Genomic DNA, 17890 nt, shown 5'->3' on the forward strand with positions numbered 1-17890 from the left:
TTTTATCATTTTTTATAAAAAAGTAGCAAAAAAGAATCAGGATCACTCCTGACTCTCCTTTTTTAAGCAATATCAAATTTTAATTGACCAGCTTTGACACCAATCTTGAGAGTCTTGCCTGCCACCAGCTCTCCCTTGAGAAGAAGTTCTGCCAACTTGTCTTCCACTTCTGTTTGCAGGGTTCTGCGAAGTGGACGAGCTCCCATTTCTGGATTGTAACCGTGACTAGCTAGCAACTTCAGTGCCGAAGCTTGCAGTTTCAAGTCGATACCCTTCTCTGCCAGGCTAGCAATCAATGGTTTCACCATAATCTTGACAATTTCCTGCATGTGTTCGCTATCTAAGCTATGGAAGACCACCTTTTCATCAATACGGTTGATAAACTCTGGTCGATAAGCTTTTTTCAACTCTTCAAAGATTCGTTTTTCCATATTTTCCTGGTCAAAACGAATGTCCTTGGCCCCAAAGCCGACCGTCTTGTCATCACGAAGAGCCGTCGCACCAAGGTTTGACGTCATGATGATAATGGTATTTGAAAAGTCCACCTTGCGTCCCTTGCTATCTGTCAAGACACCGTCGTCCAGAACCTGCAAGAGGACATTAAAGATGTCTGGGTGGGCCTTTTCTACCTCGTCAAAGAGGAGCACAGAGTAAGGTTTGTTGCGAACCTTCTCGGTCAACTCCCCACCTTCTTCGTAGCCTACATAGCCCGGAGGAGCTCCATTGAGACGGCTAGCTGCGAATTTCTCCATATATTCACTCATATCAAAGCGGATAAGGGCTGATTCGTCATCAAAGAGAACTTCTGCCAGAGCCTTTGCCAATTCGGTCTTACCGACACCTGTAGGCCCTAGGAACATAAAGGAACCAATCGGACGCTTGTGACTGCGAATGCCTGACTGGTTGCGGCGAATCGCTCGGCTAATGCTTGAAACAGCTTGATCTTGACCGATGACACGTTTGTGGAGTTCTGCTTCCAAGTTCAGATATTTCTTAGCATCAGTCTGAGTCAGTTTTTGGACTGGAATCCCTGACAAGCGACTCAAGGTGGTCAAAATATCAGACTCTGTCACCAAGTCTTTGTAGACAGGGACTTCCTGCTCTTTTGCGATTAGCTGGGCAGCTTGTTTCCACTTGCCATCCATCAAGGCCTTGTCAGCTGGACTCAAGTCGGATTCGTCTGCTTTCACATGCTTGGATTTGTTTTGCACTGTTGCTGCCGCTTCATCCAATAGATCGATGGCAGAGTCTGGTAAGTGACGACTAGTCAAGTAACGATGCGCCATCTTGACAGCCGTTTCAACGCCTTCATCTGTAATTTGCACACGGTGATGCTTCTCATAGGTCGCCTTCAAGCCTTGCAAAATAGTCATACTGTCAGCTAGACTTGGCTCTTCAATCGTCACTTTTGCAAAACGACGAGAAAGAGCTGCGTCTTTTTCGATGTGTTTTTGGTATTCTTCCTGAGTGGTTGCACCAACTGTTCTCAGAGTTCCGCGAGCCAAGGCTGGTTTCAAGATATTAGCCGCATCCAGAGTCGAGTCAATACCGCTACCAGAACCCATGATGGTGTGGAGTTCATCGATAAAGAGGATCACTTTGCCATCTTCCTCGATGTCCTTGATGATATTGTTCATGCGCTCTTCAAAATCCCCACGGAAACGTGTTCCCGCAACGACATTCATCAAATCAAGCTCTAGAACACGCATCTTTGCCATTTCCGCAGGCACATCCCCACTAGCAATACGCTGGGCAAGTCCAAGTGCTAGAGCTGTTTTCCCGACACCAGCATCACCAACCAAGACCGGATTGTTCTTGGTCTTTCGACTCAAAATCTGAATCATACGTGAGATTTCCTTGTCACGACCGATAACTGGCTCTAACTTGCCAGAGCGCGCTTGCTCCGTTAGATCATGTGTGTAGTCCTCTAGACCACCACTTGGATTCTGAGGCATGCCCATCATATTGGCCATGGAATTTTGCTTGTCTGCTACCGTGCGATGGCGTTGACGCAAAGCCTTAAGGTCTTCTCTTGTCCAACCTGCACGTTCCTCTAAATTGCGACGAAGAGCAGCAATTCTGACCTGATCTTTCTGGTCTTCATAAGAAAAACCTGCTCTCTCCAAGATGCGAGTTGCCAAGGCATTGCCATCATGCAAAATCGCATAGAGGACATGCTCTGTACCTAGCACCTTTGCATGGACCACTGAGGCCACATACTCTGCTTCTGCAAAGAGAACCTCCAAACGATGGGAAAAAGGCAATTCCGTAAAGGTTTCGTCTTGGCTATAGTCCGTTTCAGTCAGTTCCAACGCAACCTCTTCTAAACGGTCCATTTCATAAGGATAATCATTTAGAGTTGCACCTGCCACACTGTAACTGTGATTGGACATGGCAATCAATAAATGCCAAGACTCTAGGTAACGGGCTCCAAAATGGCTCGCAACCATGTAGGCACTCTCGATACATTCATTCAATGCTTTTGAATAGTTCATCTTACTTCTCTTTTCTATCTACCTCTTGTAATAGCTGTCGGAGCATATTGGCACGGACAACTGAAGATTCTTCCCCTAGGACACGATCCGTTGCCACAGATGCCAGCAAGGTCATCTCCTGCTTGGTCATCAAGTCCTGCTCCACCAAAAGCTGGAGAATATCCTCATAAATCTCCTGACTAACTCGCTCACCAATCGAGTAAAGCAAATCGCGGAGCATCTCATGATGACTGGAAAACTCAATACGCCCTATGCGAATGTAGCCTCCACCACCACGCTTGCTCTCAACTAAGTAACCTCTGCTTTCTGTAAAACGAGTCTTGATGACATAGTTGATCTGACTCGGTACAACCTGGAAGGTATCTGCTAACTGGCTCCGTTGCAATTCCACGATACCAGACTGGTCTAAAATCGCCTTGATATAGGCTTCGATATGATCTGATGTATTTTTAAATCTCATAGTAAATCAAACTCCTTCTTTGAACCTTGACTATCTTTGACTATTATACCGAAATTTTTGATTTTTTTAAAGGAAAAGGAAGCAAGTTGTGCAGATTTATTATAAACTATCAAAAACAAAAAGATGGGACCGTAAAACGGTCACCATCATTTTGCTTTATTCAAAGTTAAGATTAGTCAACTTTTTTAGCACGGTATACAAGTCCTGCCAAAGCTGCAAGAACTAGACCAAGAATAGTAGAGAATGCTGTAAAGTCTGCTCCACCAGTGTTTGGCAAATCTCCCTTAGGCTGTTCACCCTTAGGATCTTCCTTAGGTTCTTCTTTTTTCGGTTCAGTATACGTGTTAGTGATTGTTGGGTTGTTACCTTCAACTGTTGTTACAAGTTGACCCGCACCATTATCTGTCACTGTTACTGTCACTTTGTAAGAATTCTCATCATATTTGATATTCTCATCGTCACCTTTTACTTCAGTAATAGTGTAAGTGTAGACACCTGCTTTTGCGAAATCAATTGCTGTGAAAGTAACAGTACCGTCTGCAGCGTTTGTAGCTGTCTCAACGACTTTGTCACCTTCTTTAAGTTCAAACTTAAATTGACCTTTTACAAGCTCTTTATCACCTTTCAAGACTTTCTTAGCGGTAAAGGGTACTTTTGTTGAAGATGCAACATAAGTATTTGTGAAGGTTGGGTTGTTGTCAGTTACAGTCGCAACAAGTTGGCCTGCACCGTTGTCATCAACTTTAACAGTCACTTTATGTGTAGCAGTGTCATATGTCACACCTGCTTCGCTACCTGCTTTTTCTGAGATAGTGTAAGTGTGGCTACCTGCTTCTTTGTATTCGATACCTTCGAAAGCAACAGTTCCGTCTGCAGCATTTTTAGCTGTTCCGATTACTTTGTCACCTTCTTTAAGTTCAAACTCATATTTGCCTGCTTCAAGGGCTTTACCTTCTAAGACTTTCTTAGCTGTAATATTTACAGTTGTTGAAGCAGCTTTATAAGTGTTGGTGAAGGTTGGGTTGTTGTCAGTTACAGTCGCAACAAGTTGGCCTTGACCGTTATCTGTAACTGCTACCTTAACTTCGTGTTTAGCAGTGTCGTATGTCACACCTTTTTCACTACCTGCTTTTTCAGAGATAGTGTAAGTGTGAGGGCCTGCTGCTGCGTACTTGATATCTTCGAAAGTAACAGTACCGTCTGCAGCATTCTTAGCTGTCGCAACGACTTTGTCACCTTCTTTAAGTTCGAATTCGTATTTGTCAGCTTCTAGAGCTTTACCTTCCAAGACTTTAGTAGCTGTGATAGTAGCTGTTGTTGTAGTTGCTTTATAAGTGTTGGTGAAGGTTGGGTTGTTACCTGTAACAGTAGCAACAAGTTGGCCTTGACCATTATCTGTAACGTTTACTGTCACTTCATGTGTAGCAGTGTCGTATGTCACACCTGCTTCGCTACCTGCTTTTTCAGTAATTGTGTAAGTGTGAGGGCCTGCAGCATCATAGCTGATTGCTGGGAAAGTAACAGTACCGTCTGCTGCGTTTTTAGCTGTCGCAACGACTTTGTCACCTTCTTTAAGTTCAAACTCATATTTACCAGCTTCTAGAGCTTTACCATTCAAGACTTTCTTAGCTGTGATCGTTGCACTTGTTGTAGCTGCTTTATAAGTGTTGGTGAAGGTTGGGTTATTGTCAGTTACAGTCGCAACAAGTTGGCCTTGACCGTTATCTGTAACTGCTACCTTAACTTCGTGTTTAGCAGTGTCGTATGTCACACCTTTTTCACTACCTGCTTTTTCAGAGATAGTGTAAGTGTGAGGGCCTGCTGCTGCGTACTTGATATCTTCGAAAGTAACAGTACCGTCTGCAGCATTCTTAGCTGTCGCAACGACTTTGTCACCTTCTTTAAGTTCGAATTCGTATTTGTCAGCTTCTAGAGCTTTACCTTCCAAGACTTTAGTAGCTGTGATAGTAGCTGTTGTTGTAGTTGCTTTATAAGTGTTGGTGAAGGTTGGGTTGTTACCTGTAACAGTAGCAACAAGTTGGCCTTGACCGTTATCTGTAACGTTTACTGTCACTTTATGTGTAGCAGTATCGTATGTCACACCTTTTTCGCTACCTGCTTTTTCAGTGATAGTGTAAGTGTAGTCACCTGCTGTTGCGAACTCAATTTCTTTGAAAGTAACAGTTCCGTCTGCAGCGTTTTTAGCTGTCGCAACGACTTCTTCACCTTTTTTAAGTTCGAATTCGTATTTATCAGCTTCAAGAGCTTTACCGTTCAAGACTTTAGTAGCTGTGATAGTTTTTTTAGCTGGTTCAGCTTTATAAACGTTCGTGAAAGTAATGTTCTTTGTATCTGGTGTTGCAACAAGTTGACCTTGGCCGTTATCTTTAACGACTACTTTTACTTCATAAGCATTTGGATCGTATTCAACTCCAGCTACATCACCTGCTTTTTCAGAGATAGTGAATGTACGAGTTTCTTCTTTTGTGAACGTAAGTTCTGGGAATTGAATCTTACCGTTTGCATCGTTTGAAACAGTGTGGAGAACTTTTCCGTCTTCTTTCAACTCAAATTCAAATTGGCCAGCCTCAAGAGCTTTACCGTTCAAGACTTTCTTAGCTTCAAGTTGAAGTTTTGCTTCTTTAGCAGCGTATGTGTTTGTAAATTCTTTCTTAGAATCTTCAAATTTGACGCTCGCTAATTTTTCACCCAAAACATCTTCTACTGTTACAGTCGCTTTAAGGACGTTCGCATCATAAGTGTATCCAGGTTTGTTATCATTAACTTCTTTAATGGTATAGTTAAAAGTTCCTGCTTCTTTGTATTTGATTGCCTCGAACTTCACTTTACCATTCTCGTCATTTTTGACAGTTTGTAAAACATTACCTTTGTCATCTAGAAGTTGGAAACTAAATGCATCTTTTTCAAGAGTTTTACCTTCAAGTTTCTTGGTTACTTCTAGAGCAACCTCATCCGATTTGGCGCCTCCACCAATACCGTCTGTTGTGGTAATTGGTGCAAAACCTTCAAAATCAATTGGTTGAGCTTCCTCGTTTGTAGTTACCGACACGTTATTTAGTACACGTTTAGTAACTTGGTCAACTGGTTTAGTCAAACGAGTACGGTATAGGATGAACAAACCTTTATGATCAAGAGTTCCATCACCATTAGGTGTAATTGAGAAATGGTTCTTATCTGTTACTTGGACATGAGCACTATCCAATTTTGTTCTTCCGTAACCATTTTCCCAGTCTGGGAAGTAGTAACCAGTTATTTCACTTGCAAGAACTTGTCCATCAGGAATAGTGTCTTGGATATTTACACCAGTGTAAGATTTTGCATAGCGGTTAACACGGATACGCCAGTTTACATAGTTAGGATCGTCTGAGTCTTGAACTCCCCATTTAGTAAATCCAGTTGGGTCAACGTCTGGAACGATACGAGTCAAATGGTAAACTCCTGCACCAGGAATGTTGATTTCATATTCCTTATTCTTTTCAACATGGTCTGCCCATACTACAGTAAATGATGCAACAATTTGTTTGTTCTCATTAAACTTCTTAAAGTACTCTTCGTTTGTTACTGTAATCTTAGCAGTATTCGTTGCCTTCTCTGTTGTCAGTTTTGCAATCGTTTCACCGTTCGGAGCTTTCAAATCTGTACTAGAATCTACTTCGATTTTGAACTCATTTGGAACGTGATAAACCATGAAATCACCGTTATTCAGAGTTACATTGTCTGGGAATGCGTAAGTTGTTTTAAGATAGAACTTACCTTCTCCATATTTGGCATGATCGACTAATCGGTTCGTATTAATCGTCGGCTCTGTAGTCAAAGTGTACTCTGATTCAGTTTTTTCGGCAGCACTAACTACTCCATTAAGTCTTAGTGCAGGCAAAAAGACCGACACAACCAGTAGCAAGGCCATCAAGCCACGAAAGAGTTTACTAGTTCTCTTTTTCACCACATTATCCTCCTTATTGTCTATAATGGTTCAATTATATTATACAGGTCTATAACAGTATGTCAACTATAATGTGCTAATTTTTATATTAACTTATCAGATAGATGGATAAGTCAGCCAATCCCGCGTCCGCATAAGCTTTGAAACAATTAAATCCAAGCAGGGTTCTTTCTTGGACTTAATATATAATATTGTTCTAAGGATCTAAGTATTTAATCCCAATTCCGCTAAGATTTGACGTTTATAGGCAATTTTTTGGACTTCCTTGTCTTCGCTCTGGAACCAATCTAGTTTGACTTCCGAAACAATCTGCCCAGGCCGATTTTTTAGGATATAGATGCGGTCACTGAGATTGAGGGCTTCCTCAATACTATGTGTGATGATCAAGGTCGTCAGTTGCAACTGTTTGTGAATCTCCAGATACCAAGCGTGGAGTTCCATCTTTGTCATCTCATCTAAGGCGCTAAAAGCCTCATCCAAAAGAAAGAGCTTGTGCCCAAAAAGGTAGGTACGAAGTAAGGCCACACGCTGACGCATCCCACCACTGAGTTCGTGAGGATACTTGTCCCGTACAGCTGTCAACTGGAAGGTCGCAAGGATGTCATCCGCTCGAGCAATAGCCTCTGCCTTATCCACCTTTTGAATCAAGAGGGGCAGGATGATATTGCCAAGCACCGTCTTGTGCTCCAAAAGCAAATCCTTTTGCAACATATAACTCACGCGCCCCTTGGGATTTTCTTCACCGTCCAAGACAATTCGCCCTGACTGAACTTCTAAAATCCCAGCGATTAGGTTAAAGAGGGTGGTCTTTCCAACACCACTAGGTCCCAGGATAGAAACTACTTCACCTGAAGTCACCTGCAGGTTGATATCCTCTAAAATCTTTTCATCGCCATAGGCATAGCTTACGTGTTCTAGTCTAATTTCTGTCATTATTTTACAAATTCGTTAGTGAAGCCCTTGTCAGTCAAGTCTTCTTTAAGGATACCATTTTCTTTATCCCATTTGTAGAAGGCATTCCAGCGGTCAGCGTCAAATTGTCCCCATTTTTCCTTGTCGCTTGCGTATTCTTTTGACAAGTATTTTTGAGATTCGATGACAAAGTCACGTTTTTCCTTGAGTTCAGGCGCATTCTTAATCAAGATATCTGCAGCTTCTTCTGGGTGTTCCATAGCATATTGGTAGCCTTTTTTGATGGCTTGGATGACTTTACGAGCTTCTTCCTTGTTGTCTTTTAGATAGTCGTTGTTTGCGATGATAACTGGTGAGTAGTAGTCAAACTCTTTTACATAGTCTTTCAAGTACATGAAATTAGCGTCTACGCCTTGCGATTTGGCAAGAATACCATCCCAACCGTAGTAGATCCAAGCAGTGTCAAAAACACCATTGGCAATCGGTGTGATTGAGTTTGAGTCGTTGTTTGGTACTTTTTCGACCTTCTCAAAGTCTCCGCCTTGTGATTCTACCAAGGTTTTCAACATAGCAAGCTCCGTTGGGTCATTCCAGGTTCCGTATTTCTTCCCAACTAAGTCCTTTGGACTGCTGACATTGTCCGATTTACGTGAGATGATTCCAGATGTATTGTGCTCAACGATAGCTGCAACGGCAGTGATTCCTGCACCTTTTTCCAATTTCTTAGCCATGTAGTCTTGGAAATAGATAGCAAACGGCGCCTTGCCATTGATCACCAAGTCAGACGAGCTTTCTTCAGGTGGCAATTTCAAGTCAACATCCACTCCAGCTTCTTTGAAATAACCTTTTTCCTTGGCAACATACAGCCCTGTGTGGTTAGTATTTGGCGTCCAGTCTAGGATAAAGTCAATCTTTTTGAGTTCTGCTTCTTTGTTGTCCTTAGAAGCAGTTCCTTGGCCACAAGCCACCAGTACGACAGCTACAAGAGCTGTTACAAGCGTTAAAAACACTTTCCATGTTTTCTTCATTTTCATTTCCTCTTTTCTTTTTCTAAAACGCTCTATTTAAGTACGTTTCCATTTAATCACGTATTTTTCACTAATATCGACCAACTTCATACCGAGAAGGCTGATAATCGACACCAGAATAATAATGGCAAACATGGTATCATACTGAAACAGTTTTTTAGACTGAATCATGTAGACACCTAGTCCTTCAAAACCTCCCAGCCACTCCGACACCACGGTTGTGATAAAGGCGTAGGAGACACTGACCCTCAGACCTGCATAAAAGTAAGGCAGGCTGACCGGGATTTTAAAATGCCAAAGGATTTGCCAAGGCTTGGCCCGCATCAGACTAAACAAGGTCAGCATATCCTTGTCACAATGCCTAAATCCATCCAAAATACTAACGATGATAGGGAAGGTTGTCGTCAGGATAATCAAGACAATCTTGGGCAAAATTCCATAGCCTAGCCACAAGACCAGGATAGGGGCTATGGCAATAGTCGGAATGGTCTGAACAACCACCATCATAGGGTAAATCAGGTCATTGAGCCAAGTCAAACTATCCATAAGTACAGCCATGAGACAGGCAATCAAGACTCCCAAGACTAGACCTAGCAAAGCCACTCTCAAGGTCGCCCAGCTATGGTGCCAGAGAAATTCTCTGTCACGAACAAAGGACTGGAGAATTTCAAAAGGGGTTGGCAGGATAAACTTGGGTAAAAGTTTGAATATTCCTGCTAACTGCCAGATTGACAAGACTCCTAGAAAACCCAATAGACTAATGTGTCGTCTCAGTATACTTTTCAAGTTTCTCATCGATGCTTAAAATCTCTCCTACATTTATTTTGACATTGGCAAAGACATTATCTGCCTCCTGCCCAGCCACTTCAAGCGCTTCTTTGAGAATGCGCATAAGCTCATCAAACTCCCCTTCCAAAACCGTTTCAAATGGTGTCACCACCATGGTCATGGACTGCGCCTGCAGATAAGCAATAACCTGATCGATAATAGCAATTCGATTAATCCCCTGTGATAGGGGCAAGACTTGCAAGGCAATGCTTGCTTTCATAAAAACCTCCTTTTCTCAGGTTTCCCTTTGACAAAAAGAAAACCTCTTCCATATATGGAAAAGGTGCAGAATTCGGCTAAGTATCGTTCCCTACGCTGGCATTACCCAGATCAGGTGCGGTCGAAGTTTAACACTTCCTCTCAGACTGTACACAGACTCCCATATCTTATATGGTCATATAGTAACGCAAATACTAGGAAAAGTCAAGGAAACTGCTTACAGAAAATCTTGAAAAAGAGTTTGAAGGCAAATGCTTCAAACTCTTTCATAACTTTCTTATTTAGCCTCGTACCAGGTTGCCCCTTCATTTTCATCTGCAATAAGGGGAACACTGAGTTGGATGGCTTCTTCCATGGTTTGTTTCACCAACTTTTTCATCTCTGCTAGTTCAGATTTCGGAACCTCGAGGACGATTTCATCATGCACTTGCAACAGCATCTTGGTCTGATAGCCACCTTCAACTAGAGCTTTGTCTAGCTGGATCATAGCAATCTTGAGGATATCTGCTGCCGAGCCCTGGATAGGAGAGTTAATGGCTGTACGCTCTGCAAAACCACGAATGTTGAAGTTGCGCGAATTAATATCTGGCAACTCACGACGACGCTTGAAGAGAGTCTCTACATAGCCCTTATCACGCGCCTCACGCACCACTTCATCCATGTAGTTTTTAATACCTGGGAAGCGTTCAAAATAGGTATCGATGTAGGCTTTAGCCTCTTTACGGCTGATGCCCAGATTATTAGACAAACCAAAGTCGGAAATCCCGTAAACCACTCCAAAGTTTACCGCCTTGGCATTACGACGGTCGTTTGGAGTCACATCCTCAGGACGTTCAATTCCAAAGACCCGCATGGCCGTCGAGGTATGGATATCTGCCCCCTCTTGAAAGGCCTTAATCAAGTGCTCATCCTTAGAGATATGCGCCAAAACGCGCAATTCAATCTGTGAATAATCCGAGCTGAGCAGCACGCTATCCTCCCATTCAGGTACAAAAGCCTTACGAATGAGGCGACCTTGTTCCAAACGAACAGGAATATTTTGCAAGTTTGGATCTACACTAGACAGACGTCCGGTCTGAGTCAAATCTTGCACATAGCGCGTGTGGATCTTGCCATCATCCAAAATCCAGTCTTGCAAACCAATCACATAGGTAGATTGAATCTTGGCAATCTGACGGTAATCTAGGATTTTTTTAACAATCGGAGCAATAGGAGCTAGTCGCTCTAGCACATCCACGGCTGTCGAGTAACCTGTTTTGGTTTTCTTAGTGTATTCTAGAGGAAGACCCAGTTTTTCAAAGAGAAGCACGCCCAACTGCTTAGGGGAGTTGATATTAAACTCCTCACCAGCTAGCTCATAAATCTCTTGAGTGAGTTGCTCAATGACGACCTCATTTTCAGCCTGCATCTCAAGCAGGGTTTCTTTTTTGACCTTGATCCCAGCAATTTCCATCTTGGCAAGGACAAAAGCCAGAGGTTGCTCCATGTCATAGAGAAGGTCTAATTGCCCATGTTCACTGAGTTTTTCAAGTAAAACCGGCTCAGTCTCAATCAATACAGCAACCTTGCGAGCCAAGTGCTCCAAGAATTTCTCTCTCTCAGGGATGGCTTTCTTGACACCCTTACCGTAGAAAGTCTCATCATCAGCCAGATAAGTCTGGCCGTAGAGACTCGCAATGGTTGAAATTTCATTGTTCTCGACTGTTGAGAGGAGGTATTTGGCCAAACGACTGTCAAAAGCAGGTGCCTGGAGATTCAAGCCCAAGCGATTTAAAAGAACCTTCGCTTTCTTAAAGTCATACACTTTCAGAGGTGTTTTTTCTAGAAAATCCTTGAGAATCGGCTCCTGCAAGAGCTCAAGTTTATCTGTAGTGTAAAGTTTATCCCCACAGGACCAGGCAAAACCAACCAAATCATCTGTATGGTAATTTTCACCAAAGAGTTCAAAGTGGAAGATAGAGTCGGCACTCAGCATGTCTTGACTGACTTGGTCAACAATAGTGAAATCCAAGCTCTCAGGCGCATCCTTCGACGAAACATTTAGAGCTTGTTTGAGCTGTTTGAAGCCCATCTCATCGTAGAATTTCCCGAGATTTTCCACATTTGGGCCATTATAGACCAAATCATCAAGACCAATCTCAATCGGTGCCTGAGTCTCAATAGTCGCCAAGGTTTTAGACAAAAAGGCTTGTTCCTTGTCATTGATGAGATTTTCCTTCATCTTAGAAGCCTTCATCCCATCGATATTTTCATAAATACCCTCGAGCGAACCATGTTCCAGCAAGAGTTTGATACCCGTCTTTTCACCGATTTTAGTGACACCAGGGATATTATCAGACTTATCCCCCATGAGGGCCTTAAGATCAATGAACTGAGCTGGTGTGAGGCCCATCTTTTCCATGAGATAGTCCGGCGTAAAGGCCTCAAACTCAGCCACACCTTTTTTGGAAATCTCGACCACCGTATGCTCATCCGTCAACTGGATCAAGTCCTTGTCTCCGCTAACGATAGTCACATCAAAAGAATCCTTCTCAGCCAAACGACCTAGAGTCCCGATGATATCATCGGCTTCATACTGGGCCAACTCATAATGGCGAATCCCAAGATGATCTAACAACTCACGAATGAAGGGAAATTGCTCACGAAACTCATCTGGAGTTTTAGCACGGCCACCCTTGTAGTCTGCATACATCTCTGTTCGGAAAGTCGTCTTACCTGCATCAAAGGCAACCAAAACATGACTGGGCTCAACCCGCTCTAAGACATGATTCAACATGAGTTGAAAGCCATAGATTGCATTGGTATGAAGGCCATTAGCATTTTTAAAACGATCCAACTGCTGATAAAGCGCAAAAAAAGCTCGAAAAGCAACTGAAGATCCATCAATTAATAATAATTTTTTCTTGTCCATACACCCATTATAAAGGAAAGCAAGGAAAAATACCATCGGAAAGAGCTGAAAAACATGGACTTGTCCCTATTTCACCATAAAAAAGAAAAGGACCATTCAAATCCTTTTCTTTTATTGATTTCATGCGATTTATTTATTAAATTTTCTCTTTGCAAATGGTAGCAAACCAAGAAGGAGACCAACAAATCCTAGCGATGCAACTGCTGAAGCATCTTGGCTTCCCGTATTTGGAAGGAATTGTTCATCTGTTGCTGCAGGCGCTTTGTAGGTACGATCTTGTTTCGTTCCGAGAGTAGGATTTGTAGCCAAAGGAGCTACACTGCCAGTATATTCTGGAACTTCGTTTACTGCAGGTTCAATCTTTTCAGCATAGGCTGGAATAGTAGCCACTGCCGGAGCACCACTTTCGCCATAAACTGGAACATTTGCTAGGGCTGGGGAACCACTTTCTCCATAAACTGGAACATTCGCTACTGCCGGAGCACCACTTTCGCCATAAACTGGGACATTCGCTACTGCTGGAGCACCGCTTTCTCCATAAACTGGAACATTCGCTACTGCTGGAGCACCGCTTTCTGCATAGGCTGGAACACTCGCTACTGCCGGAGCACCACTTTCTCCATAAGCTGGAACATTCGCTACTGCTGGAGCGCCACTTTCTGCATAAGGCAGAGCATTGTTTACTATTGGGGCACCGCTTTCTCCGTAAGCTGGAACGTTCGCTACGACTGGAGCGCCACTTTCTGCATAGGCTGGGAGTTCATTTACAGCAGCTTCTACCGCGTTTGCACCTTTATTGTATTCTGGCAACTCTGCAGTTGCAGCTTCTACCGCGTTCGCCCCACCTTTAAAGTCTTCAATTTCGAGAACAGCCGACATGACACTACTTAGAGTCTTAATAGCATCCTCATAGTCTGCTAAAGTTTGTTGCAAGTCTTTGACTTGACTATTCTTGTCACCAGAGACTTGTAAACTTGATAATTGCACTTTAATCTTAGCAACTTGCTCTTCTAATTTACTTAGCTCAAGTTTTTTCGCATTACTATTTTCTTCCGCCGCTTCCTTATCTGCCGCTGCGAGTTTAGCTTGGTCTTGGCTTGAAAAATCTTCTTGATTCATCTCTTCTGCTGGTGTCACCTGATCGCTGTCTTCTGCCAAGAAATCATCTAACAAATCTGACGCTTCGATATCGCCTTCTTCGATAGCTTTCAAGATAGCATCCTTACCAATCACTTCCTTAGCTGCCATAATCGCTGCTTCCTTATCAGTGATAGTGGCATCCTTGTTGATGTCATCGATAGTTGATTTTTCGATTTTTTCTAGGGTAGCGATTAAATCTGAGCGAACTTTTGCTGCTTCTTCCGCCGCTTCCTTGTCCGCTGCAGCGAGTTTAGCTTGGTCTTGGCTTGAGAAATCTTCTTGGCTCATCGCTTCGGCCGGTGTCACCTGATCGCTGTCTTCTGCCAAGAAATCATCTAACAAGTCAGATGCTTCAATATCTCCATCTTCGATAGCTTTCAAGATGCCGTCCTTGCCAATCACTTCTTTAGCCGCCTTAATCGCTGCTTCCTTATCAGTGATAGTGGCATCCTTGGTGATGTCGTCGATGGTTGATTTTTCAATACCTTCAAGCGTTGAAAGCAATTCTGAGCGAACTTTAGTTGCCTCTTCCGCTGCTTCCTTATCTGCTGCAGCAAGTTTGGCTTGGTCTTGGCTTGAAAGTTGAGATTGAGTTTTTGATTCGGCCGGTGTTACTTGTTCACTGTCTTCTGCCAAGAAATCTGCCAATAAGTCTGAGGCATCAATGTCGCCTTCTTCGATAGCTTTCAAGATGGCATCCTTGCCAATCACTTCTTTAGCCGCCTTAATCGCCGCTTCCTTATCAGTGATAGTGGCATCCTTGTTGATGTCATCGATGGTTGATTTTTCGATACCTTCAAGCGTTGAAAGCAATTCGCTGTGAGCTTTTTCTTCCGCAGCTTGCTTAGCTTCTTCCTCTTTCTTGGCTTCCTCAGCTGCTTCCTTGTCCGCTGCAGTTAGCTTGGCTTGGTCTTGAGTTGAGAAATCTTCTTGGCTCATCGCTTCGGCTGGTGTCACCTGATCGCTGTCTTCTGCCAATAAATCATCTAACAAGTCAGACGCTTCAATATCTCCATCTTCGATAGCTTTCAAGATGCCGTCCTTGCCAATCACTTCTTTAGCTGCCTTAATCGCTGCTTCCTTATCAGTAATAGTAGCATCTTTGTTAATGTCGTCGATGGTTGATTTTTCGATTTTTTCTAAGGTAGCGATTAAATCTGAGCGAACTTTGGCTGCCTCTTCCGCCGCTTCCTTGTCCGCTGCAGCCAGTTTAGCTTGGTCTTGACTTGAGAAATCTTCTTGGCTCGTCGCTTTGGCTGGTGTTACTTGATCACTGTCTTCTGCCAAGAAATCATCTAACAAGTCGGACGCTTCGATGTCACCTTCTTCGATGGCTTTCAGGATAGCATCCTTGCCAATCACTTCTTTAGCTGCCTTAATAGCTGCTTCCTTATCAGTGATAGTGGCATCCTTGTTGATGTCGTCGATGGTTGATTTTTCAATTTTTTCTAGTGTAGCGATTAAATCTGAGCGAACTTTAGCTGCATCAACCTGAGCCTCTTTATCAGCTTCGTCTAACTTAGCTTGGTCTTCATCTGTGAATTCTGATACAGGTTCAGCTACTGTTTTGTGCTCGCTCGTATCTGCTGGCCAGTCTACAATAACATCCCCAATCTCCAAATTCTCATCTGCGATAGCCTTCAAAAGATCTTCTTTACCAATCTCTTCTTTGGCTTCTTTGATAGCCGCTTCTTTATTGGTGATTGAAGCGTCTTTTTTAATATCTTCAATTACAGCATTTTCAAGAGATTCTAGGGCTTGAACCAGGGCATCAGTCGCTTGAGAAACTTGTTCTTTGGCATCTTTTTCAGCCTGGTCTAATAGAGCCTTCTCCTCAGTAGATAATTTTTTATTAGTTTGAACTTCAGGACCTGTTACCACTGCTTTATCTTCTGCACCTTCTGGCAATTCAGCGATGATATTATCTAAGCTAAGCTCTCCAGACTCAAGAGTATCTGAAATATACATCTTACCGATATATTCCTTCACAGCTTCAGCTGCATCCTCTTTGTCCTCAATCGCTTCCTTATCCTTAATATCACTAATAGCCTGTTCCTCAAGTTCATCCAAAGCCTTCATCAACTCTTCTTTGGTCATTTTAGCTGGATTTGTCGCACCAGGATTAGCTGGACTAGCGTTTTCTGATCCCTTTTCAGTTTGAGCACCGCTCTCCCCTTCTGTTCCAGCTTGTGGTTGTGCAGGAGCAACTGCCTGCTCTTCTGCTTTCCCTTCATCTGCCTTAACTACTGAAGGCTGTGAAACGAGTACACTAGCACCCAATACAGCTGCACTTGCTAAACTTGTTAAAATAACTTTCTTCTTGTCCATTAGACAAAGCCCCTTTTATAGTTTTTAATGTTATTATATTATACTATTCAAAGAACGTCAACTAATTCGATATCCATTTTAAAATTTTATCAACAAGAAGAAAGCTTGTATAATGTTTAAGAAACACTTCCTATTCTTACCCCATCACTGTCTAGTCTGTAGCCATCAATAATCGTATTAACAGCTAAGGCTCCCGAAGCATCAACATAGTAATGTTTCCCCGAGACTTGGAACCATTGACTAGCTTTCATCCGACCAGATTCCTCTAAGTAATACCAAGTTCCCTTGTCTTTAAGCCATCCCGTCTGCATCTCACCCGAAGCCTTCAGGTAATACCAGTAAGAGCCATCCTTAATCCAGCCAGTTGACATGGCCCCATTTTCTTTTAAATGATACCAATTGTCGTTAACTTTTTTCCATCCTGTCGCCAGCTTACCATTCTCTCGGTAATACCAACTCCCTTCTTCTTTTTTCCAGCCTTTCACTGTATTGCTTAACTCTGCATACTGCACATATCTTCTAGAACCGCTATAAGACAAATAACCGAGCCACTTATATCCATCCTTTTCAATAACCTGGTCATAGCTTACACTCTCACCAGCATAATAGTAGTCAATAACCTGTCCTGTACTTGACGGTTGGTCCATAATAGGCGATTTCCCCGTGAATACTATTGTCCCACTAGACGGAAGCTCTGAGTTATGAGAACCCTCACTCACACTATGGTTAGCGGATAAATCCCTGAAATGAATAAAACCTGTCATCGAACTAGCCTTGACTTTTCGACGGTTATACTTTTCTCGAACCCCATAGTTATACTCTTCGATTTCAATCGTATCCCCCGACACATTTGATACCCAGGCCACGTGCCCATAATAACCTTCTGTCGACCAAGCAATAGCCCCAACTTCTGGCTTAGTATCCACACGGTAGCCTTCTCGCCTTGCACGATGTCCCCATTCATTTGCATTTCCATAGGCAGGAGGAATCTCAAAGCCATTTACACTACTCAAACGAAAGGCCGCAAAAGAGGTACACTGGCGAGAATACATCCGCCACTGATCGATTTCAACACTACCATTTTTGTAGTGAAGCGGATAGTCATCTCCACGCGCTACACTATCGGCCTGAACCGATTCTCCACCAAACAAAAAGGTACTCGTAACAAACAAAGTAGCCAGCCCTACACCCAACTGAGTATATCCACTCTTCTTAACTCCTGATTTAAAAAACGTCATTCATTCTCCTTAATAATATATATTTCCGAGGTTACCCTCGTTTATACTATTCGGGAGAAAAAGAAAAAAGTGAGCAAAGCTCACTTCATTTTAGGATTCTTAGTCTAGATAGCGAATCAAGTTCTTTTCTGTCAAGATATCTGAGTAGGTGAAGGATTCAACGTAGACATTGGCTTGTTTGTCTCCTTCAACATCCCCAAATTCAACGATAAATAGAGATGGATACACCTCAATTAGCTTACCCAATCTATTTTTTTGGCGCTTACGGCCATTCTCCAAAGTCATTTCAACGACTTGTCCCTCATGCGCCTTGATCTCTTCTTTGATTTTTTTCATCTTGGCTACATCTGTAAATGCATCTGACATC

At 42.8% G+C, this 17890-nt stretch carries 11 protein-coding genes; all 11 read right to left on the minus strand.

Translation table 11 applies throughout. The features are described 5' to 3' along the window. Positions 1 to 62: 62 nt before the first annotated feature. The 11 genes from M1G01_RS07005 to M1G01_RS07055 all read right to left on the minus strand — a co-directional run bounded on the left by M1G01_RS07005 (position 63) and on the right by M1G01_RS07055 (position 17889). Positions 63 to 2495: an ATP-dependent Clp protease ATP-binding subunit gene (locus M1G01_RS07005; protein ID WP_247931473.1), complete on the minus strand. Its 2433-nt coding sequence runs from the start codon at positions 2493 to 2495 to the stop codon at positions 63 to 65. A 1-nt stretch (position 2496) separates the two neighbouring features. Then, positions 2497 to 2955: a CtsR family transcriptional regulator gene (locus tag M1G01_RS07010; RefSeq protein ID WP_001211261.1), complete on the minus strand. Its 459-nt coding sequence runs from the start codon at positions 2953 to 2955 to the stop codon at positions 2497 to 2499. Positions 2956 to 3127: 172 nt separating this feature from the next. Continuing rightward, positions 3128 to 6919, minus strand: a complete 3792-nt coding sequence (locus M1G01_RS07015; protein WP_247931474.1) for a Spy0128 family protein — start codon at positions 6917 to 6919, stop codon at positions 3128 to 3130. Between the two features lie 204 nt (positions 6920 to 7123). Beyond that, positions 7124 to 7852, minus strand: a complete 729-nt coding sequence (locus M1G01_RS07020; protein WP_247931475.1) for an ABC transporter ATP-binding protein — start codon at positions 7850 to 7852, stop codon at positions 7124 to 7126. Next, on the minus strand, positions 7852 to 8859 hold the full coding sequence (locus M1G01_RS07025; RefSeq protein ID WP_044021580.1) for an ABC transporter substrate-binding protein: 1008 nt from the start codon (positions 8857 to 8859) through the stop codon (positions 7852 to 7854). Before M1G01_RS07025 ends, M1G01_RS07020 begins: the two co-directional genes overlap by 1 nt. A gap of 36 nt (positions 8860 to 8895) precedes the next feature. After that, the gene (locus M1G01_RS07030) at positions 8896 to 9654 is read right to left on the minus strand and encodes an ABC transporter permease (protein WP_080976205.1); all 759 of its coding nucleotides are present in this window, start codon (positions 9652 to 9654) and stop codon (positions 8896 to 8898) included. After that, positions 9617 to 9907, minus strand: a complete 291-nt coding sequence (locus tag M1G01_RS07035) for a thiamine-binding protein (protein WP_049490575.1) — start codon at positions 9905 to 9907, stop codon at positions 9617 to 9619. The genes M1G01_RS07030 and M1G01_RS07035 overlap by 38 nt, the downstream gene beginning before the upstream one ends. Positions 9908 to 10183: 276 nt before the next feature. After that, the gene (polA, locus tag M1G01_RS07040) at positions 10184 to 12817 is read right to left on the minus strand and encodes a DNA polymerase I (protein WP_049490574.1); all 2634 of its coding nucleotides are present in this window, start codon (positions 12815 to 12817) and stop codon (positions 10184 to 10186) included. A 129-nt stretch (positions 12818 to 12946) separates the two neighbouring features. Next, positions 12947 to 16285: an SIALI-17 repeat-containing surface protein gene (locus tag M1G01_RS07045; RefSeq protein ID WP_247931476.1), complete on the minus strand. Its 3339-nt coding sequence runs from the start codon at positions 16283 to 16285 to the stop codon at positions 12947 to 12949. A gap of 116 nt (positions 16286 to 16401) precedes the next feature. Further along, positions 16402 to 17523 (minus strand): SH3 domain-containing protein, encoded by a 1122-nt coding sequence (locus M1G01_RS07050; protein WP_247931477.1) that lies wholly within the window; start codon positions 17521 to 17523, stop codon positions 16402 to 16404. Between the two features lie 99 nt (positions 17524 to 17622). Beyond that, complete coding sequence (locus M1G01_RS07055; RefSeq protein WP_001278165.1) at positions 17623 to 17889, minus strand: Veg family protein; 267 nt, start codon at positions 17887 to 17889, stop codon at positions 17623 to 17625. Between the last annotated feature and the right edge of the window lies 1 nt (position 17890).

It is taken from the genome of Streptococcus oralis (assembly GCF_023110055.1).
GTDB classification, from domain to species: Bacteria; Bacillota; Bacilli; order Lactobacillales; family Streptococcaceae; genus Streptococcus; species Streptococcus oralis_BY.

Coding starts and splice junctions, on each gene's coding strand:
- M1G01_RS07005 (WP_247931473.1), bottom strand. CDS start 2,495: ATGAACTATTCAAAAGCATTGAATGAATGTATCGAGAGTGCCTACATG.
- polA (WP_049490574.1), bottom strand. CDS start 12,817: ATGGACAAGAAAAAATTATTATTAATTGATGGATCTTCAGTTGCTTTT.
- M1G01_RS07025 (WP_044021580.1), bottom strand. CDS start 8,859: ATGAAGAAAACATGGAAAGTGTTTTTAACGCTTGTAACAGCTCTTGTA.
- M1G01_RS07055 (WP_001278165.1), bottom strand. CDS start 17,889: ATGTCAGATGCATTTACAGATGTAGCCAAGATGAAAAAAATCAAAGAA.
- M1G01_RS07020 (WP_247931475.1), bottom strand. CDS start 7,852: ATGACAGAAATTAGACTAGAACACGTAAGCTATGCCTATGGCGATGAA.
- M1G01_RS07035 (WP_049490575.1), bottom strand. CDS start 9,907: ATGAAAGCAAGCATTGCCTTGCAAGTCTTGCCCCTATCACAGGGGATT.
- M1G01_RS07030 (WP_080976205.1), bottom strand. CDS start 9,654: ATGAGAAACTTGAAAAGTATACTGAGACGACACATTAGTCTATTGGGT.
- M1G01_RS07050 (WP_247931477.1), bottom strand. CDS start 17,523: ATGACGTTTTTTAAATCAGGAGTTAAGAAGAGTGGATATACTCAGTTG.
- M1G01_RS07010 (WP_001211261.1), bottom strand. CDS start 2,955: ATGAGATTTAAAAATACATCAGATCATATCGAAGCCTATATCAAGGCG.
- M1G01_RS07045 (WP_247931476.1), bottom strand. CDS start 16,285: ATGGACAAGAAGAAAGTTATTTTAACAAGTTTAGCAAGTGCAGCTGTA.